This is a genomic window from Massilia sp. Root418, assembly GCF_001425265.1.
Lineage (GTDB): Bacteria > Pseudomonadota > Gammaproteobacteria > Burkholderiales > Burkholderiaceae_D > Rugamonas.
In genome coordinates this window covers 527,734-549,520 of record NZ_LMEC01000011.1, presented here as the reverse complement: position 1 = coordinate 549,520, position 21,787 = coordinate 527,734, and the positions used below count along the sequence as shown (strand labels likewise).

The 21,787-nt window shown below is 63.6% G+C and carries 26 protein-coding genes and 1 tRNA gene; 13 read left to right on the top strand and 14 right to left on the bottom strand.

Features of this window, described 5'->3' with window-relative positions; all coding sequences use genetic code 11:
* Positions 1–8: 8 nt before the first annotated feature.
* From ASC94_RS09845 to ASC94_RS09830, 4 genes are all read right to left on the bottom strand, one after another.
* Positions 9–1,226 carry an ABC transporter ATP-binding protein gene (locus ASC94_RS09845; protein WP_056393817.1) on the bottom strand — a complete coding sequence of 406 codons (1,218 nt, stop codon included), beginning with the start codon at positions 1,224–1,226 and terminating at the stop codon, positions 9–11.
* Positions 1,227–1,238: 12 nt separating this feature from the next.
* A complete protein-coding gene (locus ASC94_RS09840) occupies positions 1,239–2,168 on the bottom strand; it encodes a branched-chain amino acid ABC transporter permease (protein ID WP_056393816.1) in 930 nt (309 codons plus the stop codon).
* Between the two features lie 208 nt (positions 2,169–2,376).
* Complete coding sequence (ispH, locus tag ASC94_RS09835; RefSeq protein ID WP_056393814.1) at positions 2,377–3,339, bottom strand: 4-hydroxy-3-methylbut-2-enyl diphosphate reductase; 963 nt, start codon at positions 3,337–3,339, stop codon at positions 2,377–2,379.
* An 11-nt stretch (positions 3,340–3,350) separates the two neighbouring features.
* The gene (locus tag ASC94_RS09830; protein ID WP_056393812.1) at positions 3,351–3,806 is read right to left on the bottom strand and encodes a peptidylprolyl isomerase; all 456 of its coding nucleotides are present in this window, start codon (positions 3,804–3,806) and stop codon (positions 3,351–3,353) included.
* Between the two features lie 115 nt (positions 3,807–3,921).
* Between ASC94_RS09830 and ASC94_RS09825 the strand changes: the two genes are divergently transcribed.
* From ASC94_RS09825 to rpmG, 5 genes are all read left to right on the top strand, one after another.
* Positions 3,922–4,917 (top strand): hypothetical protein, encoded by a 996-nt coding sequence (locus ASC94_RS09825; RefSeq protein WP_157201372.1) that lies wholly within the window; start codon positions 3,922–3,924, stop codon positions 4,915–4,917.
* Between the two features lie 40 nt (positions 4,918–4,957).
* Positions 4,958–5,299 (top strand): multidrug efflux SMR transporter, encoded by a 342-nt coding sequence (locus ASC94_RS09820; protein WP_056393808.1) that lies wholly within the window; start codon positions 4,958–4,960, stop codon positions 5,297–5,299.
* 110 nt (positions 5,300–5,409) lie between these two features.
* A complete protein-coding gene (gene radC / locus ASC94_RS09815) occupies positions 5,410–6,084 on the top strand; it encodes a DNA repair protein RadC (protein ID WP_056393806.1) in 675 nt (224 codons plus the stop codon).
* A gap of 182 nt (positions 6,085–6,266) precedes the next feature.
* Positions 6,267–6,503 (top strand): 50S ribosomal protein L28, encoded by a 237-nt coding sequence (rpmB, locus tag ASC94_RS31665; protein ID WP_008451488.1) that lies wholly within the window; start codon positions 6,267–6,269, stop codon positions 6,501–6,503.
* A 15-nt stretch (positions 6,504–6,518) separates the two neighbouring features.
* On the top strand, positions 6,519–6,686 hold the full coding sequence (rpmG, locus tag ASC94_RS09810) for a 50S ribosomal protein L33 (protein ID WP_056393804.1): 168 nt from the start codon (positions 6,519–6,521) through the stop codon (positions 6,684–6,686).
* A gap of 56 nt (positions 6,687–6,742) precedes the next feature.
* Here rpmG and ASC94_RS32440 read toward each other — a convergent pair whose 3' ends face one another.
* The 7 genes from ASC94_RS32440 to ASC94_RS09780 form a co-directional block, all read right to left on the bottom strand.
* Positions 6,743–6,886, bottom strand: coding sequence for a hypothetical protein (locus ASC94_RS32440; protein WP_157201371.1), 144 nt, complete (start codon positions 6,884–6,886; stop codon positions 6,743–6,745).
* 2 nt (positions 6,887–6,888) lie between these two features.
* Positions 6,889–7,191, bottom strand: a complete 303-nt coding sequence (locus ASC94_RS09805) for a hypothetical protein (RefSeq protein ID WP_157201370.1) — start codon at positions 7,189–7,191, stop codon at positions 6,889–6,891.
* A gap of 219 nt (positions 7,192–7,410) precedes the next feature.
* Positions 7,411–8,613: a fatty acid desaturase gene (locus ASC94_RS09800; RefSeq protein WP_056393799.1), complete on the bottom strand. Its 1,203-nt coding sequence runs from the start codon at positions 8,611–8,613 to the stop codon at positions 7,411–7,413.
* A gap of 125 nt (positions 8,614–8,738) precedes the next feature.
* Entirely contained in the window at positions 8,739–10,061 is a 1,323-nt protein-coding gene (locus ASC94_RS09795) for a mechanosensitive ion channel family protein (protein WP_056393797.1), read from the bottom strand.
* Between the two features lie 55 nt (positions 10,062–10,116).
* Positions 10,117–11,436, bottom strand: coding sequence for an RsmB/NOP family class I SAM-dependent RNA methyltransferase (locus ASC94_RS09790; protein WP_056393795.1), 1,320 nt, complete (start codon positions 11,434–11,436; stop codon positions 10,117–10,119).
* 16 nt (positions 11,437–11,452) lie between these two features.
* Positions 11,453–12,073: a phosphoribosylglycinamide formyltransferase gene (gene purN, locus ASC94_RS09785; protein WP_056393793.1), complete on the bottom strand. Its 621-nt coding sequence runs from the start codon at positions 12,071–12,073 to the stop codon at positions 11,453–11,455.
* A gap of 35 nt (positions 12,074–12,108) precedes the next feature.
* Entirely contained in the window at positions 12,109–12,507 is a 399-nt protein-coding gene (locus ASC94_RS09780; RefSeq protein WP_056393791.1) for a barstar family protein, read from the bottom strand.
* A 353-nt stretch (positions 12,508–12,860) separates the two neighbouring features.
* On the opposite strand from ASC94_RS09780, the gene ASC94_RS09775 reads away from it, so the two are divergent.
* The 6 genes from ASC94_RS09775 (at position 12,861) to ASC94_RS09750 (ending at position 17,959) form a co-directional block, all read left to right on the top strand.
* Complete coding sequence (locus tag ASC94_RS09775; protein ID WP_056393789.1) at positions 12,861–13,367, top strand: glycine zipper 2TM domain-containing protein; 507 nt, start codon at positions 12,861–12,863, stop codon at positions 13,365–13,367.
* Between the two features lie 143 nt (positions 13,368–13,510).
* A complete protein-coding gene (locus ASC94_RS09770) occupies positions 13,511–14,320 on the top strand; it encodes a spermidine synthase (protein WP_056393787.1) in 810 nt (269 codons plus the stop codon).
* Between the two features lie 18 nt (positions 14,321–14,338).
* Entirely contained in the window at positions 14,339–16,105 is a 1,767-nt protein-coding gene (locus ASC94_RS09765) for a GspE/PulE family protein (protein WP_056393785.1), read from the top strand.
* Positions 16,106–16,166: 61 nt separating this feature from the next.
* Positions 16,167–16,242: transfer RNA gene (locus ASC94_RS09760), tRNA-Lys, on the top strand.
* Positions 16,243–16,444: 202 nt separating this feature from the next.
* The gene (locus ASC94_RS09755; RefSeq protein WP_056393783.1) at positions 16,445–17,203 is read left to right on the top strand and encodes a helix-turn-helix domain-containing protein; all 759 of its coding nucleotides are present in this window, start codon (positions 16,445–16,447) and stop codon (positions 17,201–17,203) included.
* Between the two features lie 21 nt (positions 17,204–17,224).
* On the top strand, positions 17,225–17,959 hold the full coding sequence (locus ASC94_RS09750; protein WP_056393781.1) for a hypothetical protein: 735 nt from the start codon (positions 17,225–17,227) through the stop codon (positions 17,957–17,959).
* 25 nt (positions 17,960–17,984) lie between these two features.
* Here the strand turns inward: ASC94_RS09750 and ASC94_RS09745 are convergent, their stop codons facing one another.
* Positions 17,985–18,809: a hypothetical protein gene (locus ASC94_RS09745; protein ID WP_157201369.1), complete on the bottom strand. Its 825-nt coding sequence runs from the start codon at positions 18,807–18,809 to the stop codon at positions 17,985–17,987.
* A gap of 110 nt (positions 18,810–18,919) precedes the next feature.
* Here ASC94_RS09745 and ASC94_RS09740 point away from each other — a divergent pair, with 110 nt between their 5' ends.
* Positions 18,920–19,558, top strand: coding sequence for a PEP-CTERM sorting domain-containing protein (locus tag ASC94_RS09740; RefSeq protein ID WP_056393778.1), 639 nt, complete (start codon positions 18,920–18,922; stop codon positions 19,556–19,558).
* On the opposite strand, the gene ASC94_RS09735 is transcribed toward ASC94_RS09740, so the two are convergent.
* A complete protein-coding gene (locus ASC94_RS09735) occupies positions 19,555–19,863 on the bottom strand; it encodes a DUF1272 domain-containing protein (protein ID WP_056393777.1) in 309 nt (102 codons plus the stop codon). The two genes, ASC94_RS09740 and ASC94_RS09735, sit on opposite strands and share 4 nt — an antisense overlap.
* 55 nt (positions 19,864–19,918) lie before the next feature.
* On the opposite strand from ASC94_RS09735, the gene ASC94_RS09730 reads away from it, so the two are divergent.
* Positions 19,919–20,911, top strand: a complete 993-nt coding sequence (locus ASC94_RS09730; protein ID WP_056393774.1) for a GlxA family transcriptional regulator — start codon at positions 19,919–19,921, stop codon at positions 20,909–20,911.
* A gap of 7 nt (positions 20,912–20,918) precedes the next feature.
* On the opposite strand, the gene ASC94_RS09725 is transcribed toward ASC94_RS09730, so the two are convergent.
* Positions 20,919–21,737 carry a PEP-CTERM sorting domain-containing protein gene (locus ASC94_RS09725; RefSeq protein ID WP_056393773.1) on the bottom strand — a complete coding sequence of 273 codons (819 nt, stop codon included), beginning with the start codon at positions 21,735–21,737 and terminating at the stop codon, positions 20,919–20,921.
* Positions 21,738–21,787: the final 50 nt, after the last annotated feature.

The following is a 21,787-nucleotide window of genomic DNA, read 5'->3' as shown; positions in this document are numbered from 1 at the left end:
TCTTTACCTCAGGCTGGCATGACGCCGGACGATTGATTTTTGCTGTCGCTGTCCGCGTCGGGACGGTCTTCATGCTTGGGCGCTGGCCACAGGCCGGCCGGGCGGTTCAGCATGATCAGCACCATGGCCAGGCCGTACAGCAGCTGGCGCAGCACTTCGGCTTCGATGATGACGTGGCCGAACAGCTTCTCCTGCAGCGGTTCCACCACGTGGCGCAGGATCTCCGGCAGCGCTGCCAGCAGCGCGCCGCCCATGATGACGCCGGGGATGTGGCCGATGCCGCCCAGCACCACCATGGCCAGCACGGCGATGGACTCGGTCAGCGAGAACGATTCCGGCGACACGAAGCCCTGGAAAGACGCGAACATGGCGCCGGCCACGCCGCCGAAAGAGGCGCCCATGGAGAAGGCCAGCAGCTTGACGTTGCGGGTGTTGATGCCCATGGCCTTGGCGGCGATCTCGTCTTCGCGGATGGCCACCCAGGCACGGCCCAGGCGCGAGTGCTGCAGGCGGCTGGTGACGAACACCACGGCGATACACAGGAACAGGAACAAATAGTAGTAGGCGTTCACGGACGGCATGCCGTAGCCGCCGATGAAGACCGTGGCGCGCGAACCGGCTTCGCCGGCCAGCGAGGTGCCGAACACGCGGATCGGGTCGATCAGGTTGATGCCCTGCGGGCCGTTGGTGATGTTGACCGGCTCGTTCAGGTTGTTCATGAAGATGCGGATGATCTCGCCAAAGCCCAGGGTCACGATGGCCAGGTAGTCGCCGCGCAGCTTCAGGGTCGGCGCGCCCAGCAGCGCGCCGAACAGGCCGGCCAGCGCGGCCGCCAGCGGCACGATGAACCAGACCGACAGGTGGATGCCATTGGTGCGGATCTCCTCGCCCATCACCGCCACCAGCGCTTCGCCGATGCCGGGATGCAGGTTGACCAGCGATTCGAGCAGGGTGGCGAACTGCGGCGAGGCCAGCAGGCCGGTCATGTAGGCGCCCACCGCGTAGAAGGCGATATAGCCCAGGTCCAGCAGGCCGGCGAACCCGACCACGATGTTCAGGCCCAGCGCCAGCATGATGTACAGCAGCGCCAGGTCCACAATGCGGACCCAGGAATTGCCGAAGGGCGCGGCCACGAAGGGGAACACCAGCATCAGCACCAGCACGACTGCCATGCTGGTGTAGGCTTTTTTCGCGTCTTTCTGGACGTCAAAGTTCAACAGTGCCATGTCAGTCCTTTCTTATGCGCGGTCGGCCACGCGTTCGCCCATGATGCCGGACGGACGCACAGTCAGCACCAGGATCAGCACCACGAAGGCGAAGATGTCCTGGTAATTGGAGCCGAGGAAGCCGCCGGTCAGGTCGCCGATGTAGCCGGCGCCCAGGCTTTCAATGATGCCCAGCACGATGCCGCCTATCATGGCGCCGTAGATGTTGCCGATGCCGCCCAGCACGGCGGCCGAGAAGGCTTTCAGGCCGGGCACGAAGCCCATGGCGAACTGGATGGAGGCGTAGTTGGCGCCCCACATCACGCCGGCCACGGCAGCGAGCGCGGCGCCGATGGCGAAGGTGGCGACAATGACCTTGTTCGAGTCCACGCCCATCAGGCCGGCCACGCGGGGATTTTCCGCGACGGCGCGCATGGCGCGGCCCATCTTGGTTTTTTCCACCAGCATCACCAGGCCGAACATGGCGGCGGCAGCCAGCACCAGCAGCAGTACCTGGGTCTGGGTGATCACCGAGTTGCCCAGCATGATGGGGTCGGACGAGAGCAGCTGCGGGAACGGCAGCGGGTTGCGGCCCCAGATCATCATGGCGAAAGTCTGCAGCAGGATGGACACGCCGATGGCGGTGATCAGCGGCGCCAGGCGCGGCGCATTGCGCAGGCGGCGGTAGGCCACGCGCTCGATCAGCACATTGACTGCCATGCAGACGGGGATGGCGCCCAGGATGGCGATGCCCAGCTTGAGGTAGCCCGGCATGTCGGGGAAATGCTGGTTCAGCTGGTTCAGGATGGTCAGGCCGGCCATGGCGCCCACCATCAGCACGTCGCCGTGGGCGAAGTTGATGAGGTTCAGCACGCCGTACACCATGGTGTAGCCCAGCGCGATCAGCGCATACATGCTGCCCAGCACCAGGCCATTGATAAGTTGTTGGATGAATGTATCCATCGTGGGATAGCCTCTTGAATTAACAAAAACGGCACCCGGAGAAGATTCCCCGCAGTGCCGCCGTTGAATGACGCTGTAACTGACGCTACAACTTGACGCTACAACCTAAAGCGTCCGCAATCATAGCGAGGTTTAACAAAAACTAATATCGAAAAAAAATTAAGTTCACCGAATTTAATTCCGCCGCGGAACCGGCCAGTTCCGGATGTCAGACATTCCTTGTATTTTTTATCTCATCCCTTGGACCGTCCAGGCCTTTCGGCAGCGGGAAGGTCACCGCTTCCTGCACCCCGTCCAGTGCGCGCACGCTGCGCGCACCCAGCGCTTTCAGGCGGTCGATCACGGCCTGCACCAGCACCTCGGGCGCGGACGCGCCGGCCGTCACACCCACGCGCAGCTTGCCTTCCAGCCAGGCCGGGTCGATCTGGGACGCGTTGTCGATCATGTAAGCCGGCGTGCCTTTTTTCTCGGCCACTTCGCGCAGGCGGTTGGAATTGGAGCTGTTCGGGCTGCCCACCACGATCACCAGTTCCACCTGCGGCGCCATGAATTTCACCGCTTCCTGGCGGTTGGTGGTGGCGTAGCAAATATCGCCCTTTTTCGGCTCGATAATGTTGGGATATTTCTGTTTCAGGGCCGCGATGATGTCGGTAGTGTCGTCTACGGACAACGTTGTCTGGGAAACATAGGCCAGCGCGTCCGGATTGGCCACGTTCAGCTTCGCCACGTCAGCCACGGTTTCCACCAGATGCATGCCCTCGTCGGTCTGGCCCATGGTGCCTTCCACCTCGGGGTGGCCGTCGTGGCCGATCATGACGATCTCGCAGCCCTGCTTGCGCATCTTGGCCACTTCCACGTGCACCTTGGTCACCAGCGGGCAGGTGGCGTCGAAAATGCTGAAGCCGCGCGCTTCCGCCTCGGCGCGCACCGCTTTCGACACGCCGTGCGCCGAGAACACCAGGGTGTGGCCGGCGGGCACGTCGGCCAGGTCTTCGATGAAGATGGCGCCCTTGCTGCGCAGGTCTTCCACCACGTAGGCGTTGTGCACGATTTCGTGGCGCACATAGATCGGCGCGCCGAACTGCTGCAGCGCGCGCTCGACGATTTCAATGGCGCGGTCGACGCCGGCGCAAAAGCCGCGCGGCTGGGCCAGCAGGATTTCTTTGTCCATGGCGGTTCCTTTTACAGCACGGAAATGAGGTTCACTTCAAACTTCACGGCCTGGCCGGCCAGCGGATGGTTGAAATCGAACAGCGCTTCGTTCTCGCCCAGCTCGCGCAGCACGCCGGCGAAACGGCCGCCGCCCGGCGCGGCGAAGTCCACCAGGTCGCCGATCTTGTAGTCGGCGCCGGGCGCCGAGTTGGCATCCAGGGTGGCGCGCGACACTGGACGCACCAGTTCCGGATTGCGCGGACCAAAGCCGACGCCGGGCGCCAGGTCGAAGGTCTTGTGCGTGCCTTCCGGCAGGCCCAGCAGCAATTCTTCCAGCACCGGCGCCAGCTGGCCCTGGCCCAGCATCAGCGTGGCGGGCGTGCCGTTGAAGGTGGTGACGATATCGGTCCCGTCCGCAGTGGCGAGGCGGTAATGCAGGGTGAGGTAGGCCGAGGCGGTAACGACTGGAGGTTGTGCGTTGGACATGATAGGCAAAAAACGGGAAAACGCTATTGTAAGCCACTCCGCACGCGGCAGCCCATGTTGGCCCATGTTGCCAAATGCGCCACTGGCCGGCGCAATCGACTAAAATGCGCCCGCCATGATGAATTTTCTCTTCCCCGCCCCCTACGCCTATCCAAAAACACCCTTGCGCTACCAGTGGGGCCCGCTGCTGCTGGCGGCCGCCGGCTTTGCCGCGCTGGCCCTGGCCGTGATGTGGTGGCGCTGGGGCGGCACAGTCGAAGACTCGCTGCACTACTTCAACACCGCCCGCTACCTGCGCGGCGAAGTCCCGGCCAGCGCGCTGGTGGCGCCCTTCCCCTACCGGCTGCTGGTCCCTGCGGCCGCGGCCGCCATTCCGGGAGACGTGCGCAACAATTTCGCGCTGCTGAACTGGCTGCTGGTGTCCGCCGCCGCCGCCATGTCGGCGCTGACCGCGCTGCGCCTGGGCTACGGCCGCAACGGCGCCATCGCCGCCGGCCTGCTGCTGATCTGTTCCGTGCCCACCTTCTGGTACGCCCCCTATCTGCTGGTGGACCCGGGCTCCGTGTGCGCCCGCGCCGCCTTCGTGCTGGCCCTGGTCTCGGGCCAGCCCTGGCTGGCGGCGCTGGCCGGCGTGGTCGGCACCGGCGTGCGCGAGGAAAACATCGTGCTCCTGTTCTGGCTGCTGGCCGCGCGCCAGATCGGCTGGCGCGCCGGCCTGCTGGCACTGGCGGCCGCGGTGGCCTGGATGCTGGCCGTGCGCTGGTGGATCATCGGCGGCCTGCCCAGCTACACCTGGGTGCCCAGCGTGGCGCGCGTGATGGAAGCGCTGCGCGACCTGCGCTCGCTGGCATCGATCGCCCTGGCGGCCGGCCTGGTGCTGCCGCTGGCCTTGCTGGGCATGCGCAAGGCGCCGGCCCAGCTGCGCCCGCTCAAGCGCCTGCTGCTGCTCATGGCCTTGCCGCCGCTCTACGCGGCGCTGTCGGTGCGGGTGGATGGCCGCGCCATCTGGAGCCTGTACCCCATGCTGATCCCGTTCACCCTAGCCGCCTGCCAGCCTTGGCTGGGCCGGCGCGGCCTCCCCCTGCAGCCGGAGCTGCGCGCCGCCGCGTGATATTCTGCGTGGTCCGTCTGCCATCCTTGCCCCTCTCTCTATGAACACTGTACTGAACGGCTACTTCTGGTGTGCCTTGGCCTCGCTGGCCAGTGCCGGCGCCACTTTCCTGATCAAGCTGTCGCACGGCACCGGCGATGGCTGGACCATCACGCGCCTGGCCTACCTGGGCGCGGCATGCACCGTCTACGGGCTGGGCTTCGTCTGCTACACCATCACGCTGCAAAAACTGCCGATGACGCTGGCCTATCCGCTGATGACGGCCATCACCATGGCCACCGTGCTGCTGATCGGTTATGCCGTGCTGGGCGAGGCCATGACGGCCACCCGCATGGTGGGCATGGTGCTGGTGGCGGCCGGCGCTTTCGCCCTGGCGCGCTAAATACTTCGCAGCGACTTCGCCCCGGCTTGCGCCGGCACAAACGCCACCGCTAGCAATATGACAACAATACTGGATCAGGCCGGGGTGTTCCCGGCGTAGCGAGGTCCAGCATGGGAATTGTCGATTGGCCGGAACACCAGCGCCCGCGCGAGCGCCTGATACGCGAGGGCGCCACCGCCCTGTCGGACGCCGAGCTGCTGGCGGTCTTCCTGCGGGTGGGCGTGCGCGGCAAGAACGCGGTGGAGCTGGCGCGCGACATGGTGCTGCACTTCGGGTCGCTGCAGGCGCTGTTCGCCGCCACGCTGCACGACTTTTCCGCCATCCCCGGCCTGGGCTCGGCCAAGTTCGCCCAGCTGCAAGCCGTGCTGGAGCTGGCGCGACGCGCCGTCGGGGAGCAGCTGCAGGCCGGGCAAACGCTCAGCTCACCCTCCGCCGTGAAGCAGTACCTGCGCCTGGCGCTGGGTTCCCAGCCGTATGAATCGTTCCACGTACTGTTCCTGGACGTGAAGAACCGACTCATCGACTCGCGCGAACTGTTTCGCGGCACGCTGTCCCACACCAGCGTCTACCCGCGCGAAGTGGTGCGGGAAGCGCTGGCGCGCAACGCCGCCAGCGTGATGCTGGCCCATAACCACCCCTCCGGCACGCCCGAGCCCAGCGAGTCCGACCTGGTGCTCACGCGCGCCCTGGTGCAGGCCCTGGCCCTGGTGGACGTGCGCATCCTGGACCATTTCGTGGTCGCGGGCCACCTGGTGCACTCTTTCGCCGAGCACGGCCAGCTCTGAAAACCACAGGGCCGCACGGCGGTTTACCTATGAAAAACAAGGGTTTGGCGGCGCATTTTACAATTGTTAAATTTTTCGCGCAGACCGAGACACAATTGTTTTTCGCAAGTCGTTGAAAAAGCTCAGTTTTTTCTATATACTCTTGTTTTTTCCAATTGTGGAATCTATTCAAGGAGTGCGCCATGGCACGTGTTTGCCAAGTCACTGGGAAGAAGCCGATGGTCGGCAACAATGTTTCCCATGCAAACAACAAAACTAAACGTCGTTTCCTGCCTAACCTGCAGAACCGTCGTATCTTTGTTGAATCTGAAAATCGCTGGGTCTCCCTGCGTCTGTCCAACGCCGGTCTGCGCGTAATCGACAAGGTAGGCATCGACGCCGTCCTGGCCGACATGCGTGCCCGCGGCGAAAAAGTCTAATAGGGAGTCACTATCATGGCAAAAACTGGCCGCGACAAAATCAAGCTGGAATCGACCGCAGGTACCGGTCACTTCTACACCACCGACAAGAACAAGCGCACCATGCCTACCAAAATGGAGATCATGAAGTTCGATCCCAAGGCACGCAAGCACGTTCTGTACAAAGAAACCAAGATCAAGTAATCGATCCTTGTTTCCATGAAAAAGCCGCTCACTGAGCGGCTTTTTTTATTGCCGGCTTATTGCGGCCTTCGTGGAAGTATTATTGTTTCAACGGCAGGCTGATGACGTTGCAGCGACAACGATTCCGCTTCCGCCTTGGCCAGGGCGATTTTCTGCTGCGCTTCCACTTCAATCCGCTGCAAATCCCTTTCGGCTTTCATCTTCAATTGCTCAGCCGTGGCTTGGCCTCAATCGCCTCATCAAAGGTTTTACTGAAGTTAAAACTGGCGATGGAAAACTCATCGATGACCAAGCCCGTGCCGAGCCATTCTTTCCCGCAGCGCGTCGACTTATATCGTGGCGGACTATGGCGCGTTTCGAAATCAATTCCTCGGCCGTATAACGCGCCGCCACGGCTTTTAAACGCCTCTTGCACCGCCGGCGCGATAATCCTTTCGCCCGGGTGATTGCCCAGGTCGCGATAGACCGTGACCGCCGCATGCGGACGCACGCGGTAATTAATCACCACCTTGGTCCGCCCCGTCTGCAAGTCCTTGGAAGCGGCATCGCCCCCGCCAGCGCGAGAAACAGCAACGCGGCCAAGCCCGTTTTGAGCACGAACGCGCCAGGAATTAGCTTAGCTCAAGCGCAGACGCAAGCGCAGGCGCAGAGCGGGCGCGATCCGAGTATCGAAAGGGAATAAAAAAACGGCCCTTGCGGGCCGTTTTTGCGGGGTGTCGCCGATTTACGCGTAGCTGCGCAGTCGGAGCGAGAAGTCCTGCAGGGATTTAATACCGGATGCTTCCGCGCGGTTGCACCAGTCCTGCAGCTTGTGCAGCAATTGGTCGCGGGTGAAGTGCGAACGCTCCCAAATCACGCCCAATTCCACACGCATGCTGTGCATGGTTTCCAGTGCCTTGCTGTGCTCGAACAATTCCACCAGCTGCTGCTTTTGCGGTGCTTCCAGCTTGGCCGGTTCGCGCGTGAGGAATTTGCGCGACGATTTCAGGAAACGGGCTTCAAGCTGCGCCTTATCCTTCAAATGTTCCAGCTCTTCCTTCCATGCGCTCTTCATGGACTTGGCGTATTTGGCCATCACGTCATAACGGTTAGCGATCACCGATTGCAGCGTTTCCAGATCGGCTTCCATTTTCCCATGCTGGAATTTCGGCGCGGGGGCGACTTTCTTTACCTTGGCCAGGCCCATGGTTTCCAGCGTGCGGATATAGAACCAGCCGATATCGAACTCATACCATTTGGACGACAGCTTGGCCGAGGTGGCGAACGTGTGGTGATTATTGTGCAGCTCTTCGCCGCCGATAATAATGCCGAACGGAATAATATTGGTCGCAGCGTCCGCGCAATCGTAATTGCGGTAGCCCCAGTAGTGGCCAATACCATTGATAATGCCGGCGGCCGTGACGGGGATCCACATCATTTGAATAGCCCAGACGGTAATGCCGATGACGCCGAACAGGGCGATATTAATAAAGCCCATCAGCACCACGCCCATCCAGCTGTATTTCGTGTAGAGGTTCTTTTCAATCCAGTCCGATGGCGTGCCGTGGCCGTATTTCTCCATGGTCTCCATGTTCTTGGATTCAGCGCGGTACAGCTCGGCGCCTTCCCAGAATACTTTTTTGATACCACGGGTTACCGGGCTGTGCGGGTCTTCCTCGGTGTCGCACTTGGCATGGTGCTTGCGGTGGATGGCGGCCCATTCCTTGGTCACCTGGCCGGTGGTGAGCCACAGCCAGAAGCGGAAGAAGTGGCTAGGGATGCCATGCAGCTCCAGCGCGCGGTGCGCCTGGTGGCGGTGCAGATAGATGGTGACGCTGGCGATGGTGATGTGGGTGACGATCATGGTGTAGGCAAATACTTGCCAGCCAGATGCGCCGGTGATGCCGTTACTGAGGAAATCGAGCACTGCTTGTAAACTAAAGGTCATTACTACTCCAGAGAGGGTGTCCCATGCGCCGGCGCGGCTTCCCTGCCGCCGCCGGAATAACTATTGTTATGCGTCATTGTACGCTGAAACACCCCTCCGTTGAGCAGCGCGCCTACCGGAGCTGACTATTTTTTAAGCGATTCTGTATCTTCTGGTAACGGTACTGGACCGATGATGCGCATCTCCCGTTGCGGGAATGGCACCGAGATTTTATGTTCTTGCAAGGCTTTCCAGATCGCCCGGTTGACGTCCGAAGTCACTCCGCCACGGCCGTTTTCGGGGTCCGCGATCCACCAGCCCACCTGCAAGTCGAGCCCGTCGGCGCCGAAATTGACCAGCGTGGCCGCTGGCGGCTTGTCCTTGGCCACGCGCTCGATCGACAGCGCGGCCTGCTCCAGCAGGTTCAAGGCAAAGTCCACGTCGGTGTCGTATGCGACCGACACTTTGGTCGACAGCCACAGGTTTTTGTTCGACAGCGACGAGTTCTGCACCGCGCCCGACACCAGCATTTCATTCGGTACGATGGATTCCACGCCGTCCAGGCCTTGCAGCACCGTGTAGCGGGTATTGATCTGGGTGACCCGGCCGGAGTACTTGTCCACCGTGATCATGTCGCCGATGGTCAGGCTGCGGTCCAGCAGGATCACGAAGCCGGACACGTAGTTGCTGGCGATCTTCTGCAAACCCAGGCCCAGGCCAACGCCCAGCGCGCCGCCGAACACCGACAGCACGGTCAGGTCGATGCCCACCATGGACAGGCTGCCCAGCACCGCCACCACGATCAGGATCGCGCGGCCGGTACGCGCCAGCACCACGCGCAGGTTGGAATGCACGGTCTGCAAGCCCATCAGGCGCTCTTCCAGCGCGGCGCCGGCCCACAGCGCCAGCATCAGCAGCACCACCACCGAGATGGCCGCCTGCAGGATGTCCGCCACCGACACCTTGTGCTTGCCAAGCGGCAACACCGTATGGTCGAGGTAGTAGAACACATCGTCCCACATGCCGGTGATGTACATGGCCACGCCGGCCCACACCAGCAGCTGGAAGATCTTCTCGAACGTCAGCATGGTGGCGCCGATCTCGCCGCCGCGCCGCGCAAACACGCGGCGCAGCAGGAAGAACACGAAGCGGATCACCGCCAGCGAGCCGAAGATGGGCAGCGCCACCTTCAGCAGGTGCACCTTCTGGTAGCGCGCCAGCACCACCTGCGCCACGAAGATCAAGCAGGTGATGGCCAGCGGGCCGATCACGCGGCTGAAGCTTTCCATGCCGAAGCGCACCATGCCGGTGGCCGGCTCGCGCGCCGCCACGCGCTTGCGGACCAGGCCGGACAGCACATAGCCCAGCACGATGGCCAGCATCAGCGCGCCCACCTGCCACATCAGGCCGGGGTCGCGCAGGTCGGTGAGCAAATCGGTAATCAGGTTCTTCAGGGGTTCTTGCTTCATCGTTCTCACGGGGTGGATGGAAAAAGGGCCAGCTCAGCGGCCGGCCCCATCTTACTTACTCTGCGGCGCCGGCGTCGCCGCCCTCTTCCGCCTCGGGCTCGGGCTTGGCCTTTTTCGGCATCGGCTTGCGCTCGAACACGGCGGCGAAGAAGCCGTCGGTCTGGTGCTTGTGCGGCAGCAGCTTCAGGTAGTCGCCCATCTCCAGCGCGATCTTCTGCTCGGCCAGCACCTTGCTCATTGGCACCAGCTCGAAGTCCGGGTGCTTGACCAGGAAGTCGGCCGCCACGTCGTCGTTCTCTTCGTTCAAGAAGGAGCAGGTGGCGTACACCAGGCGGCCGCCGCCTTTGACCAGGCGCGCGGCGCCGGCCAGGATGGCGATCTGCTTATCGTGCATCTCGGCGATGGCGCTTTCCGCCTGGCGCCATTTCACGTCCGGATTGCGGCGCAGGGTGCCCATGCCCGAGCAGGGCGCGTCCACCAGCACGCGGTCGATCTTGCCGGCCAGGCGCTTGATCTTGGCGTCGCGCTCGTGCGCGATCTGCACCGGATGCACGTTCGACAGGCCGGAGCGCGCCAGGCGCGGCTTCAGCTTGGCCAGGCGCTTCTCCGACACGTCGAAGGCGTACAGGCGGCCGGTGTTGCGCATCAGCGCGCCCAGCGCCAGCGTCTTGCCGCCGGCGCCGGCGCAGAAGTCCACCACCATTTCGCCGCGCTTGGCGCCCAGGATCTGGGCCAGCACCTGGCTGCCCTCGTCCTGCACCTCGATGGCGCCGCTCTTGAACAGCGGCAGGTTCTGCAGCTGCGGCTTCTTGTGCACGCGCAGGCCCAGCGGCGCGTACGGGGTCGGGTCGGCGGCGATCGGCGCCTGGGCCAGCTCGGCGATCACTTCGTCGCGGCCGGACTTCATGGTGTTGACGCGCAGGTCCAGCGGGGCCGGGGTGTTCAGCGCGTCGGCCAGCAGCAGCGCCTCTTCTTCGCCGAACTGGGCCACCAGCTTCTCGAACAGCCACTTCGGCATGTTGGAGCGCATCGATTTGTGCATCAGCTTGCGGTCGATCTGCATCACGCGTTCGATCCACTCCAGCTCTTCGGGGGTCACGCCGCCCAGCGCGTCGGCGCCCACGGCGTCGGCCAGGCCCAGCAGGGTCAAACGGCGCATGGTGGCGCCGCTGCCTGCTTCCGACTGGTCGGTGAAGAAGGCGCGGTTGCGCAGCACGGCGTACACGCCCTCGGCGATGGCGCCGCGTTCGCGGCCGCCGAGGCGGGGATGGTCTTTGAAGTAGCGCGACAGGGTGCTGTCGGCCGGGGCGGTAAAGCGCAAAATCTCGCGCAGCACTTCTTCGGTGCTGGCGAGTATCGCTGGTGGCAATCTCATGGAATTCCTTGGTTAATTACTTGTTGTGGCCAGTATGGTCGACCCTGACCTTGCCGTCTTCGATCGTCAGCCGGTCCTCGACGAACCAGCGGATGGCGCGTGGGTAGAGCTCGTGCTCCTGCACCAGCACGCGCGCCGCCAGCGTTGCAGGCGTATCGCCCGGCAGCACAGGCACGGCGGCCTGGTCCACCATGGGGCCGTGATCGAGTTCGGCGGTAACGAAATGCACCGTCGCGCCGTGTTCCTTCATGCCGGACGCGAGCGCCTGCTCGTGCGTATGCAATCCCGGGAACAGCGGCAGCAGCGATGGGTGGATGTTCAGCATGCGGCCCGCGTAGTGCGCGGTGAAGGCCGGGGTCAGGATGCGCATGAAGCCGGCCAGCACCACCAGGTCCGGCTTGAAGCCGTCGATGACCTCCTGCAGCGCGGCGTCGAAGGCCTCGCGGCTGGCATACTCCTTGTTGGCGACCACGGCGGTCGGGATGCCGTGCTCGTCGGCGAAAGCCAGGCCCAGCGCGTCGGGACGGTTGCTGATGACAGCCGCGATGCGGGCCGGCCACTGCTCGGCTTGCGCGGCGCGGACCACGGCTTCCATATTGCTGCCGCGTCCAGAAATGAGGATGACGATGTTTTTCATAGCCCGCTATTATACCTGCGCGGCGGGGCGGGTCTTTATTCGAAGGAATAGAAGACGCGGAACGGCACTTTCTTCTCGGCCCAGAAGTCGGCCGCGTCGCGGAACACGTCCAGCAGGCACTCGCGCGCCTCGCGGTCGAATTTCTGCCGGTTCGGCAGCTGTTCCAGCACAATCAGGAAGCCCTTCTGTTCGCCGGCCTTGGCAAAGGTATCGGTCAGGGTCACGCGCAGCGCCTCGAAATTCTTGCCGCACGGTTTAGGGAAAAGGAATGACTCCGCAATGATGCCGAGCACTTGCTGCTTGGTCAGGCCGGCATGGCAATGCGCGTATAAAAAGTGCTGCCCCAGGCGGGCTGCCTCGTCTTGCAGATCGGTGACACGAAATGCACGAATGGACTGGACAAGGTTGGGCGGCACAGTTATCAACAAACTCATTTTTCCCTCAAATCGACCTGTTAATGTACGGTTTGCTTTTCGCTATAGTGGTTACCTATACATGGAGGCCACGGGCGGGTCATTGCGCCGGCGGCGAGTCGCGTTTCTCTATGTCAATCTGATCCCATACGGTTGTTAGGGTAACGTGTTGTATCCTGCGAATCAACACGTAAGTGATATCTAACGCAAGTTTTGTAAGAAATAGAACATTTCATCGGGTTTGGCCGGCTGTTACAATTTGTTGCCATGAGAACTGTTTTCGCGGCAAGGGCAGGATTACCATAGTATGCAGCCATCCCTATGCCAAAGCGGATTGCATACCCTGACCATCTAACACCAAGAAGAGGTATCAAATGAACATGTCATCCAAACTGATGCTGTCGGCCCTGTGCCTGGGCGCGCTGCCATGGGCGCAAGCCACGGAATTCGAGGATTACGGCCGCGTGGTGCGTGTGCAGCCGCAGGTTGAGCAGGTGAACCATCCGCGCCAGGAATGCCGCACCGAGTACGTGCAGGTGCAGCAGCCGGCCCAGCGCAGCGCGGGCGGCTCCATCGTGGGCGGCATCGCCGGCGCGCTGCTGGGCAGCCAGATCGGCAGCGGCAACGGCCGCACCGCTGCCGCCGCCGCGGGCGCCATTGCGGGCGCCGTGGTGGGCGACCGCGTGGACAACCAGAACGTCCAGCCCGGCGTAAGCGAGCAGGCCGTCAAGCAATGCCGCACGGTGGACCACTGGGAATCGCGCACCAACGGCTACGAAGTGACGTACGACTACCGCGGCCGCAACTACACCAGCATCATGGCTTTCGACCCTGGCCAGCGCGTGCGCCTGCGCGTGTCGGTCGAACCGATGCAAAACTAAGTCCCCTTCCCCGCCGCAGAATAATAAATGGGGTCAGGGTTAGTATTCCGCTGTGCGGAATACTAACCCTGACCCCATTTTTGTGGCTTGCTTTGCGGTAAGCAGGCGCGGGATAATAGATGCTCACCTCCAGGTTTCCTTCCATGCTCATCAAACGCAAATCCATCGAACAAGTTGAATCCTCGCGCCCGGCCTCGGCTGCGGCGCCGAAAGCGGCGCGCAAGGCGAAATATGCGCCTGTCACGCTGTCGGAACAGGATGGCGTGCGCTATCTGCATTTCGGCACCGAGTGGGTGCAGGGCGCCATGCGCATCCGCAAGCCGGACTGGCCGGAACTGGAGTACGCTCAGCAGATGATGGCCTGGATGCTGTGGCTCGAACAGCCGCGGCGCATCGCCCAGCTGGGCCTGGGCACGGCGGCGCTGACCAAGTTTTGCTATAAACAGTTTCCGCAAGCCGACGTCACCGCCATCGAATTGAACCCGTCGGTGATCGCCATCTGCGCCTCGATGTTCAAGCTGCCCGGGAACGACGAGCGCCTGCACGTGCTGGAAATGGATGCGCTCGATTTCGTCAACGACAAGGCCAACCAGGGCGCGCTCGACGTGCTGCAGGTGGACTTGTACGACGCCACCGCGCGCGGCCCCGTGCTCGACACGCCCGAGTTCTACCAGGCCTGCAACGCCTGCCTGGCCGACGACGGCGTGATGACGGTGAACCTGTTCGGCGACCATCCGAGCTACGCCAAGAACATCAAGGCGATGAAGTTTGCCTTTGCACAGGTGGTGTGCCTGCCGCAGGTGCATGATGGCAACGTGGTGGCGATCGCCTTCAAGCGCGCGCGCCCCATGGACCTGGAGGCGCTCAAGGCGCGCGCAGCGCAGATCGTGGCCGACACCAAGCTGCCGGCCAAGTCCTGGGTCAAAGGCATCACGCAAGCGCTGCAAAAATAGCCAAGAGACCTCAGCCAGATGAAAGCACTCGACCTGCAACAAATCTTCACCTGGCTGCTGGCCGATGGCCTGGTCGACAAGGCCAGCGTCAAGCCCGCCTACGCCCAGGCCCAGGGCATCCTCAAGAACACCGTCGGCGCCATGCATCCGCTGTGCGCGGTGGCGCACTGCAAGCTGCACTCGGCGCTGGCGCCCAACAAGCTGCTCACGCTGGACATGCTGACCGAATGGCTGGCCGGCCACGCCAAGCTGCCCTTCTACCGCATCGACCCGCTCAAGATCGACTTCACCAAGGTGGCCGACGTCATGTCCGCCAACTACGCGGCGCGCTTCAACATCCTGCCGGTGGAAATGACGCTGGACACCCTGGTGGTGGCCACCGCCGACCCGTTCGCGCACGAGTGGGAAGCGGAGATCGCCAAGATCTCGCGCCGCGTGGTGCGCCGCGTGATTTCCAACCCGCTCGACATCGCGCAGTACACCTCGCAGTTCTTCGCGCTGGCCAAGTCCATCAAGAAGGCCAACAAGTCCAATGGCCAGGACCTGGCGCTGCGCAACAACTTCGAGCAGCTGGTCGAGCTGGGCAAGAGCAACCGCCAGGTCGACGCCAACGACCAGCACGTGATCAACATCGTCGACTGGCTGTGGCAGTACGCTTTCGAGCAGCGCGCCTCGGACATCCACCTGGAGCCCAAGCGCGACCTGGGCACGATACGCTTCCGCATCGACGGCGTGCTGCACCAGGTCTACCAGGTGCCGGCCGTGGTGATGATCGCCATGACGGCGCGCATCAAGCTGCTGGGCCGCATGGACGTGATTGAAAAGCGCCGCCCGCAGGACGGCCGCATCAAGACCCGCACCGCAGGCGGCCAGGAGATCGAACTGCGCCTGTCCACCCTGCCCACCGCCTTCGGCGAGAAGCTGGTGATGCGCATCTTCGACCCGGAAGTGGTGGTGAAAACCCTGCCCGAGCTGGGCTTCCCCGAGGACGACGCGGCGCGCTGGGATGCGCTCACCAAGCGCCCGCACGGCATCATCCTGGTCACAGGCCCCACCGGCTCGGGCAAGACCACCACGCTGTACACCACCCTGAAGGCGCTGGCCACCTCGGAGGTGAACGTGTGCACGGTGGAGGACCCGATCGAGATGGTGGAGCCGGCCTTCAATCAGATGCAGGTGCAGCCCGGCATCGACCTGTCCTTCGCCGACGGCGTGCGCGCCCTGATGCGGCAGGATCCGGACATCATCATGGTGGGCGAGATCCGCGACCTGGCCACGGCGGAAATGGCGATCCAGGCCGCGCTGACCGGCCACCTGGTGCTGTCCACCCTGCACACCAACGACGCACCGTCGGCCGTGATGCGCTTGCTGGAGCTGGGCGTGCCGCATTATCTGCTGGAGGCCACACTGGTCGGCATCATGGCGCAGCGCCTGGTGCGCACCCTGTGCCCCGACTGCAAATCGCCCGACGGCCATATCGCCGACGATGTGTGGCAAGGCATAGGCGGGGCGTGGGACCTGCCCAAGCCGGAGCGCATCTACCGGCCGGTGGGCTGCCCCGAATGCCGCCAGACCGGCTACCGCGGCCGCACCGGCATCTACGAGCTGCTGACGGTGACCGAGGCGTTCAGCCAGCAGGTGCAGGAGGAAACCGACATCGCCGCGCTGCGCCGCCAGAGCATTGCCGACGGTATGAAGCCGCTGCGCATCGCCGGCGCCTACAAGATCGCCGAGGGCGCCACCAGCGCCGAGGAGGTGCTGAAGGTGACTTCCGCCCTGGCCTGAGAAAAAGCCGCGGAAAACCCTTTGCAAGGTGCCGCGAGCTGTATATAATACGGCCTCTTTCGGGTCGTTAGCTCAGCTGGTAGAGCAGCGGACTTTTAATCCGTTGGTCGCAGGTTCGAATCCCGCACGGCCTACCACGAATTCAGCAAGTCCAGATCAGGGTTAGCAAGCGCAAGCTGCTAACCCTTTTTTGCGTCCATCGCACGCGCCTCCCCCACCCATCCCCGCCCATTCTTGCCAAAACAGACATATTCACCGGTATTCCCGCATATTCATCTTCTCATTCCAGGCTGAATCCAGAAGAATACGTGCCATCTCTACAAGAAAAGGCGCGCAGCAATGAATTTCGGCGAAAAGCTCAAACAGATCCGCACCGAGAAGAACCTTACCCAGCCGCAGCTGTCGGCCACCATCGGCATTGAGCAGTCCTACCTGTCCAAGCTGGAAAACGACAAGTCCCAGCCGTCGGCGGACATGTTCAGCGCCATCGTCAAGGCGCTGGAGCTGCCGCCCGCCGAGTTCCTGAGCGGCATCGACAAACACGTGTTGCAGGGTTCCTTGCGCCATATCCCCGAAGTGAGCCAGTTCCTGAATGGCAGCGTCACGCGGCGCGTGCATCACGCCAGGCGCTGGCTGTTCGGCGCCGCCGCCTGCTGCGCGCTGGGCTTCGCGCTGATGCTGGCCGCCAACGACGGCATTTTCTCGGCCAACAATTTGTACAAATACACCTCCAGGGGCGTGATCCAGAAGAATGAGTCGGACAACGTATTCGACCAGTTCAAGGAGGTACTGAACCTGAAACTGGCCGCCAACACACTCACCCGGGAAGAGTACGCCAGGCAGCTGGCCGAGTTCGAAGCGGCCAGGGTGCGGCTGCAGACGGCCGAATTCTGGGGCGACCGGGGCAGCGTGTTTTTCGAGCACACCGAAAACGGACGGCGCAAGTTTGAACTGGCTGGCGTGCGCTACGTCCGCTCGCCACTCAACAAGGTGCTGCAATACCTGGGCGCGCTGTGCGCGTTCTGCGGTGTGCTGGCCTTCCTGGTGGAGTGGCGCCTGCGCAGGGCCAGTGCAGCAATTGAAAACGAGTTGAAATAACCCTAACGAAGGAGACGCAATATGTCGCAAATCAGAACTTTTTTCGCAGGCGCAACCACCATGGCCAGCGCGCTGGCAGCCGTATTCATGCTGACCGGTGCCAAGGAGCCGCCCCGCCATGAGCACTTCGACGAGATCACCGTGGGCAGGATCAACATCGTGGAGCCGGACGGCACCAGGCGCATGATCATCTCCAGCAAGGCGCAGTTCCCGGGCGACTTCATGCAGGGCAAGGAGGGCGCCCGCCCTGACCGCAACAGCTTTGCCGGCATGCTGTTCATCAACGATGAAGGCACCGAAAACGGCGGCCTGATCCAGAAGGGCAGCATCGCCGCCGACGGCAGGATATCGTCCGGCCTGTCGCTCACCTTCGACCGCTTCCGCCAGGACCAGGCGCTGCAACTGATCAACACCGATAGTGCCAGCCACCAGCAGACGGCGCTCAAGATCAACGACGTGCCCCATTTCAAGCTCACTTCGATGGAGGACGTGCGCCGTTTCGGCGAGGAAGCACGCAAGCTGCCCGCCGGCGAGCGCCAGGCCTACTGGCAGAAGCTTGCCGAACAGGGCCGCCTGAGCAGCAACCGTATCTGGCTGGGCAACACCGGCGAGAAAGCCTCGTCACTCCAGCTCAAGGACGCCCAAGGCCGCGTGCGCATGATGCTGATGGTGAGCGCCGAGGGCAAGGCGGAAATCCAGATGCTGGATGAGACGGGCAAGGTCAGCAAGACCATTACCCCGGCAAGCAAGGACTAAGCGGCCTGTTGCCCAATCAGGGCGCTCAGGGCGCGCTCCGGCCCTCGCCCGCCTTGCCGGGCACAGCAGGCGGCGAGGCAGTGGTGGTGCCGACGTGGAAGCTGCCGTCGAACTGCGGCGAAGGCGTGTCGAGCGCCACGCTGCCCGAGGCAGAGGGCGCGCCCTGGTTGATGGTCCAGTTTTTCGGGCCGCAGCCGTCCGTCCCCGAGCAGACCCACGCGCTGCCGCCGCCCGTGACCACCGTCAGCGACAGCGGTTTCAGGTCCGCCAGCAGATAAGTCATCGATTCAAAGTTGGGATTGAAGCGGTTGCCGCGCGTGCGGGTGGCGTGCAGGCCGCCGGTGAGCACCACGAAGGCGCTGCCGCCGTGGCGCGCCATGGCGGCGCGCAGCTGCTGCGCCATGCCGGCTTCGCGCCCTGCCCCGCCGCTGTCGTAAGCCAGCACCTCCACCGCCATGCCCGCCGCGCGCATGGCGCGCAAGGCTTCCAGCATGCGCAGCATGGCCGCGCTGGAACGCCCATCCTGGAACGGGCGCTGCCAGAAGGGCCCGGCCAGCAGCGCGGCCTGTTCAGCCGCTGTGCCGGCGCCGCCCATGTATGCGTCCAGCCGTGCCTGTTCTTCAGCCGGCATCTCCAGCGCCAGCCTGACCGGCTTGCCGCTCGCCGCGGTGGCGCAGACATAGCGCGCCACGAAGGCGGGCACTTCCTCCGTACCGTGCACTTCACCCAGCACCACCAGCGGCGCCCCCACCAGCGGCGCGGGCAGGGGCTCCGCCACGCACGCCGCACGGGCTGCCGCAGGCAGCGAAACGGCCAGCAGCAGCGCCGCTGCAGCAATCATTCCATGCATAAGCTTCCATTATAAAAGTTACTGCAATAACATTAAAATTGCCTTATGGATACTCTCGCCATACAATGCATTTCTTGCAACCAGTAATAATAACCAGGAAATGTATCCATATGCTTAAGACTTTCAAGTTCCGCCTGGCTGGCGCGCTGCTGGCGTCCGCCGGCCTGCTGTCCAGTGCCGCCGCCTCCCCCATCCTCAACGGCTGGACCCAGGTCGGCCGTTCCAACGACGGCATTTTCAATGGCCAGTGCGATCTGAACCTGTCGGGCAGCTGCACCTACAACGACAGCACCGACTTCTGGAAAGCCCTGCCTGGCGCCACGGAGATCTTGTTCATCACCGGCGACCGCCAGACTTGGGGCCTGGCGTCGTACGCGGAAATTTTCGGCCTGGTACAGGCCCGGGGCCGCGTCTTCACGCCCAACCTGCGCTGGCTCAACGCCGGGCGCGACGGCGTGGATCTGGGCAACACCATCGTTGGCAACGTGCTGTCGCGCAGCGGCGGCTTCCCGGAAGACCCATGGATCACGCTGCAAGGCGCGCATTGCGCGCTGGACTGCAAGGAAATCCTGTGGGGTGAAGCCAGCTATAGCTCGGGCAACCAGCACAGCTTCCTGAGCCTGAACCACGGCGGCCTGGACGTATTCGCGCGCGTGGCGAACGCCAACGTCGTCCCCGAGCCCGGCACCGCAGCCGCGCTGGGCGCAGGTCTGCTCGCGCTGGCGTTCGCGCGCCGCCGCCGCAGCTAGCGTTCCGCCGGCGGAATGGCAGCAAGCTGCGCGGCGAAGACCGCGTGCGCCGCAGCGTCCACTGGACGGTGCCTGGGCTCGGTGCCCGCAGGGTCGTTGCCCAGGTAATTGTTGTTCTGCCAGTTGCGTGCCGGTCGCACCGGGCGGCGCTCGAAGCCGCCGCCGCAGTTAGGGCAGACATTGGCCAGCACGCTGTCCGCGCAATCCGCGCAGAAGGTGCACTCGTAACTGCAGATGCGCGCGTCCGGCGCGTCCGGCGGCAGATTCTTGTTGCAGTGCTCGCACGTCGGTCTCAGTTCCAGCATGGCTACTCCGGTTGATGTGTGGTCACCCAGTGTAGCCGTGCTAGACTTGGCATTCATGACATCGAACGTTGAAAAACCGCCAGACCCCGCCACCGTGCTGATCCTGGTGTTCCCCGACTTCCTCCTGCTGGACGCTACCGGCCCCGTGCAGGTGTTCTCCACCGCCAACGACGAATGCCGCGACGCGGGCCGTGCGCCGGCCTACCGCGTGGTGCTGGTGTCTCAGCTGGGTGGCGCGGTGGCGTCCTGCTCCGGGATCGCCGTCATGACCGCCCCGCTGCCCGCTCTCGCCGCGCTGCAAGGCGCGACCCTGATCGTGGCGGGAGGACGCGGCGTGCATGCGGCGCTGGCCCAGCCGGCGTTGCTGGACTGGGTGGCGCAAGGCGCACGCGCGGCACGGCGCTGCGCATCGGTCTGCACCGGCGCCTTCATGCTGGCTGAAGCCGGTTTGCTGGCCGGCCGCCGCGCCGTTACACACTGGCAGGACGTGGACAGCCTGCGCCGGGCTTACCCGGCAGTGCAGGTGCAGGACGACGCCATCCACATCAAGGACGGGCCGCTGTACACCTCGGCCGGCATCACCGCCGGCATCGATCTTTGCCTAAGTCTGGTGGAAGAGGACCTCGGCCGCGCTGTCGCCATTGCCGCCGCCAAACGCCTGGTGGTGTACCACAAGCGGCCCGGCGGCCAGCGCCAGTTCAGCACGGAGCTGCTGGCGCAGTCCGGCAGCGGCGGTCTGGCGCACCGCCTCACGCAGTGGCTGCGGCCGCGCACGGCGGAGGACATCGATGTTGAGAGGATGGCGGCGGCGATGGCGCTGTCGGCGCGCAGCCTGCACCGCCGCCTGCGCGAGGAGACCGGTGCGTCTCCCGCGCAATGGCTGGCGCGGGTCAGGATGGAAACGGCATGCCGCTTGCTTGAATCGGCCGGCTGCAGCATCAAGCAGGTGGCGCGGCTGTCCGGCTTCGGCACCGAGTACAACCTGCGCCGGGCGTTCGCGAAACACCTGGGCGTGCTGCCCAGCGAGTACCGCGACCGGTTCGCGTGACTGTCTGCTATTTGCGCGCGCGGCGCTTGCGGGCCGCCGCCAGCATGGCCAGGCCCAGGCCGAACGCGGCCAGGGTGCCCGGCTCCGGCACGGTGTTCAAGCGCAGCGCCTGGATTTCCGCCTGGCTCAGCGCGGTGTTGTACAGGCGCGCTTCGCTCAGGACGGCGTCCAGGCCGCCGGGACCGGAAGCGGCGGAGTTGGCGTGGCGGATGCCGAACAGGATCTCGGTGTCGCCCGCGCTCCAGGAGGCGGCGTTGTTGGCCAGGTAGCTGCCGATGCTGACGCCGTTGCGGTAGCCGGTAATGCGCAGCGTGCCGTTGCCGAAATCCTGGTAGCTGATCGCCATCTGGATCAGGTTGTTGATCGATGTTTCGGTATAGCCGGGATTGAAGGCGGCGTTGCGCCAGCCGTTGCTGCTGCCATTCATCCAGGTGTTGGCCTGGTTTTCGCCGTAGATGATGCCATCGAAATTGTCGCTGCCGATTTTATCAATGGTCATCATCGAGCCGGCCGTGGCGGCGCTGCTCAGGCCGGTCAACTGGCCCCATACCACCAGCGTCTTGCTGGTGATGACAGGTCCGCCGTAGCTGGTGGTGCGGGCCCAGCCCAGGGCGCTGGTGCCGCTGCCGTCCACGGTCAGCTGGCCGTTGGCGATACTGGCATTGCCGCGCAGTTGCAGGTTGCCGAAGTTGCCGGTGGAATCGGCCAGCGCATTGCTGCCTTCAAAAGTCCATTGGCCGATCATGGTGGCCTGGCTGGCGCCGGCGGCCAGCAGCAGCGGCAGGCAGATGGAGAGTTGGGTCAGGCAGCGCTTCAGAGCGATCATATTTTCCTCATGGAATAAATTATTTCCAAAAAACAAGCAAATTGCGTGCC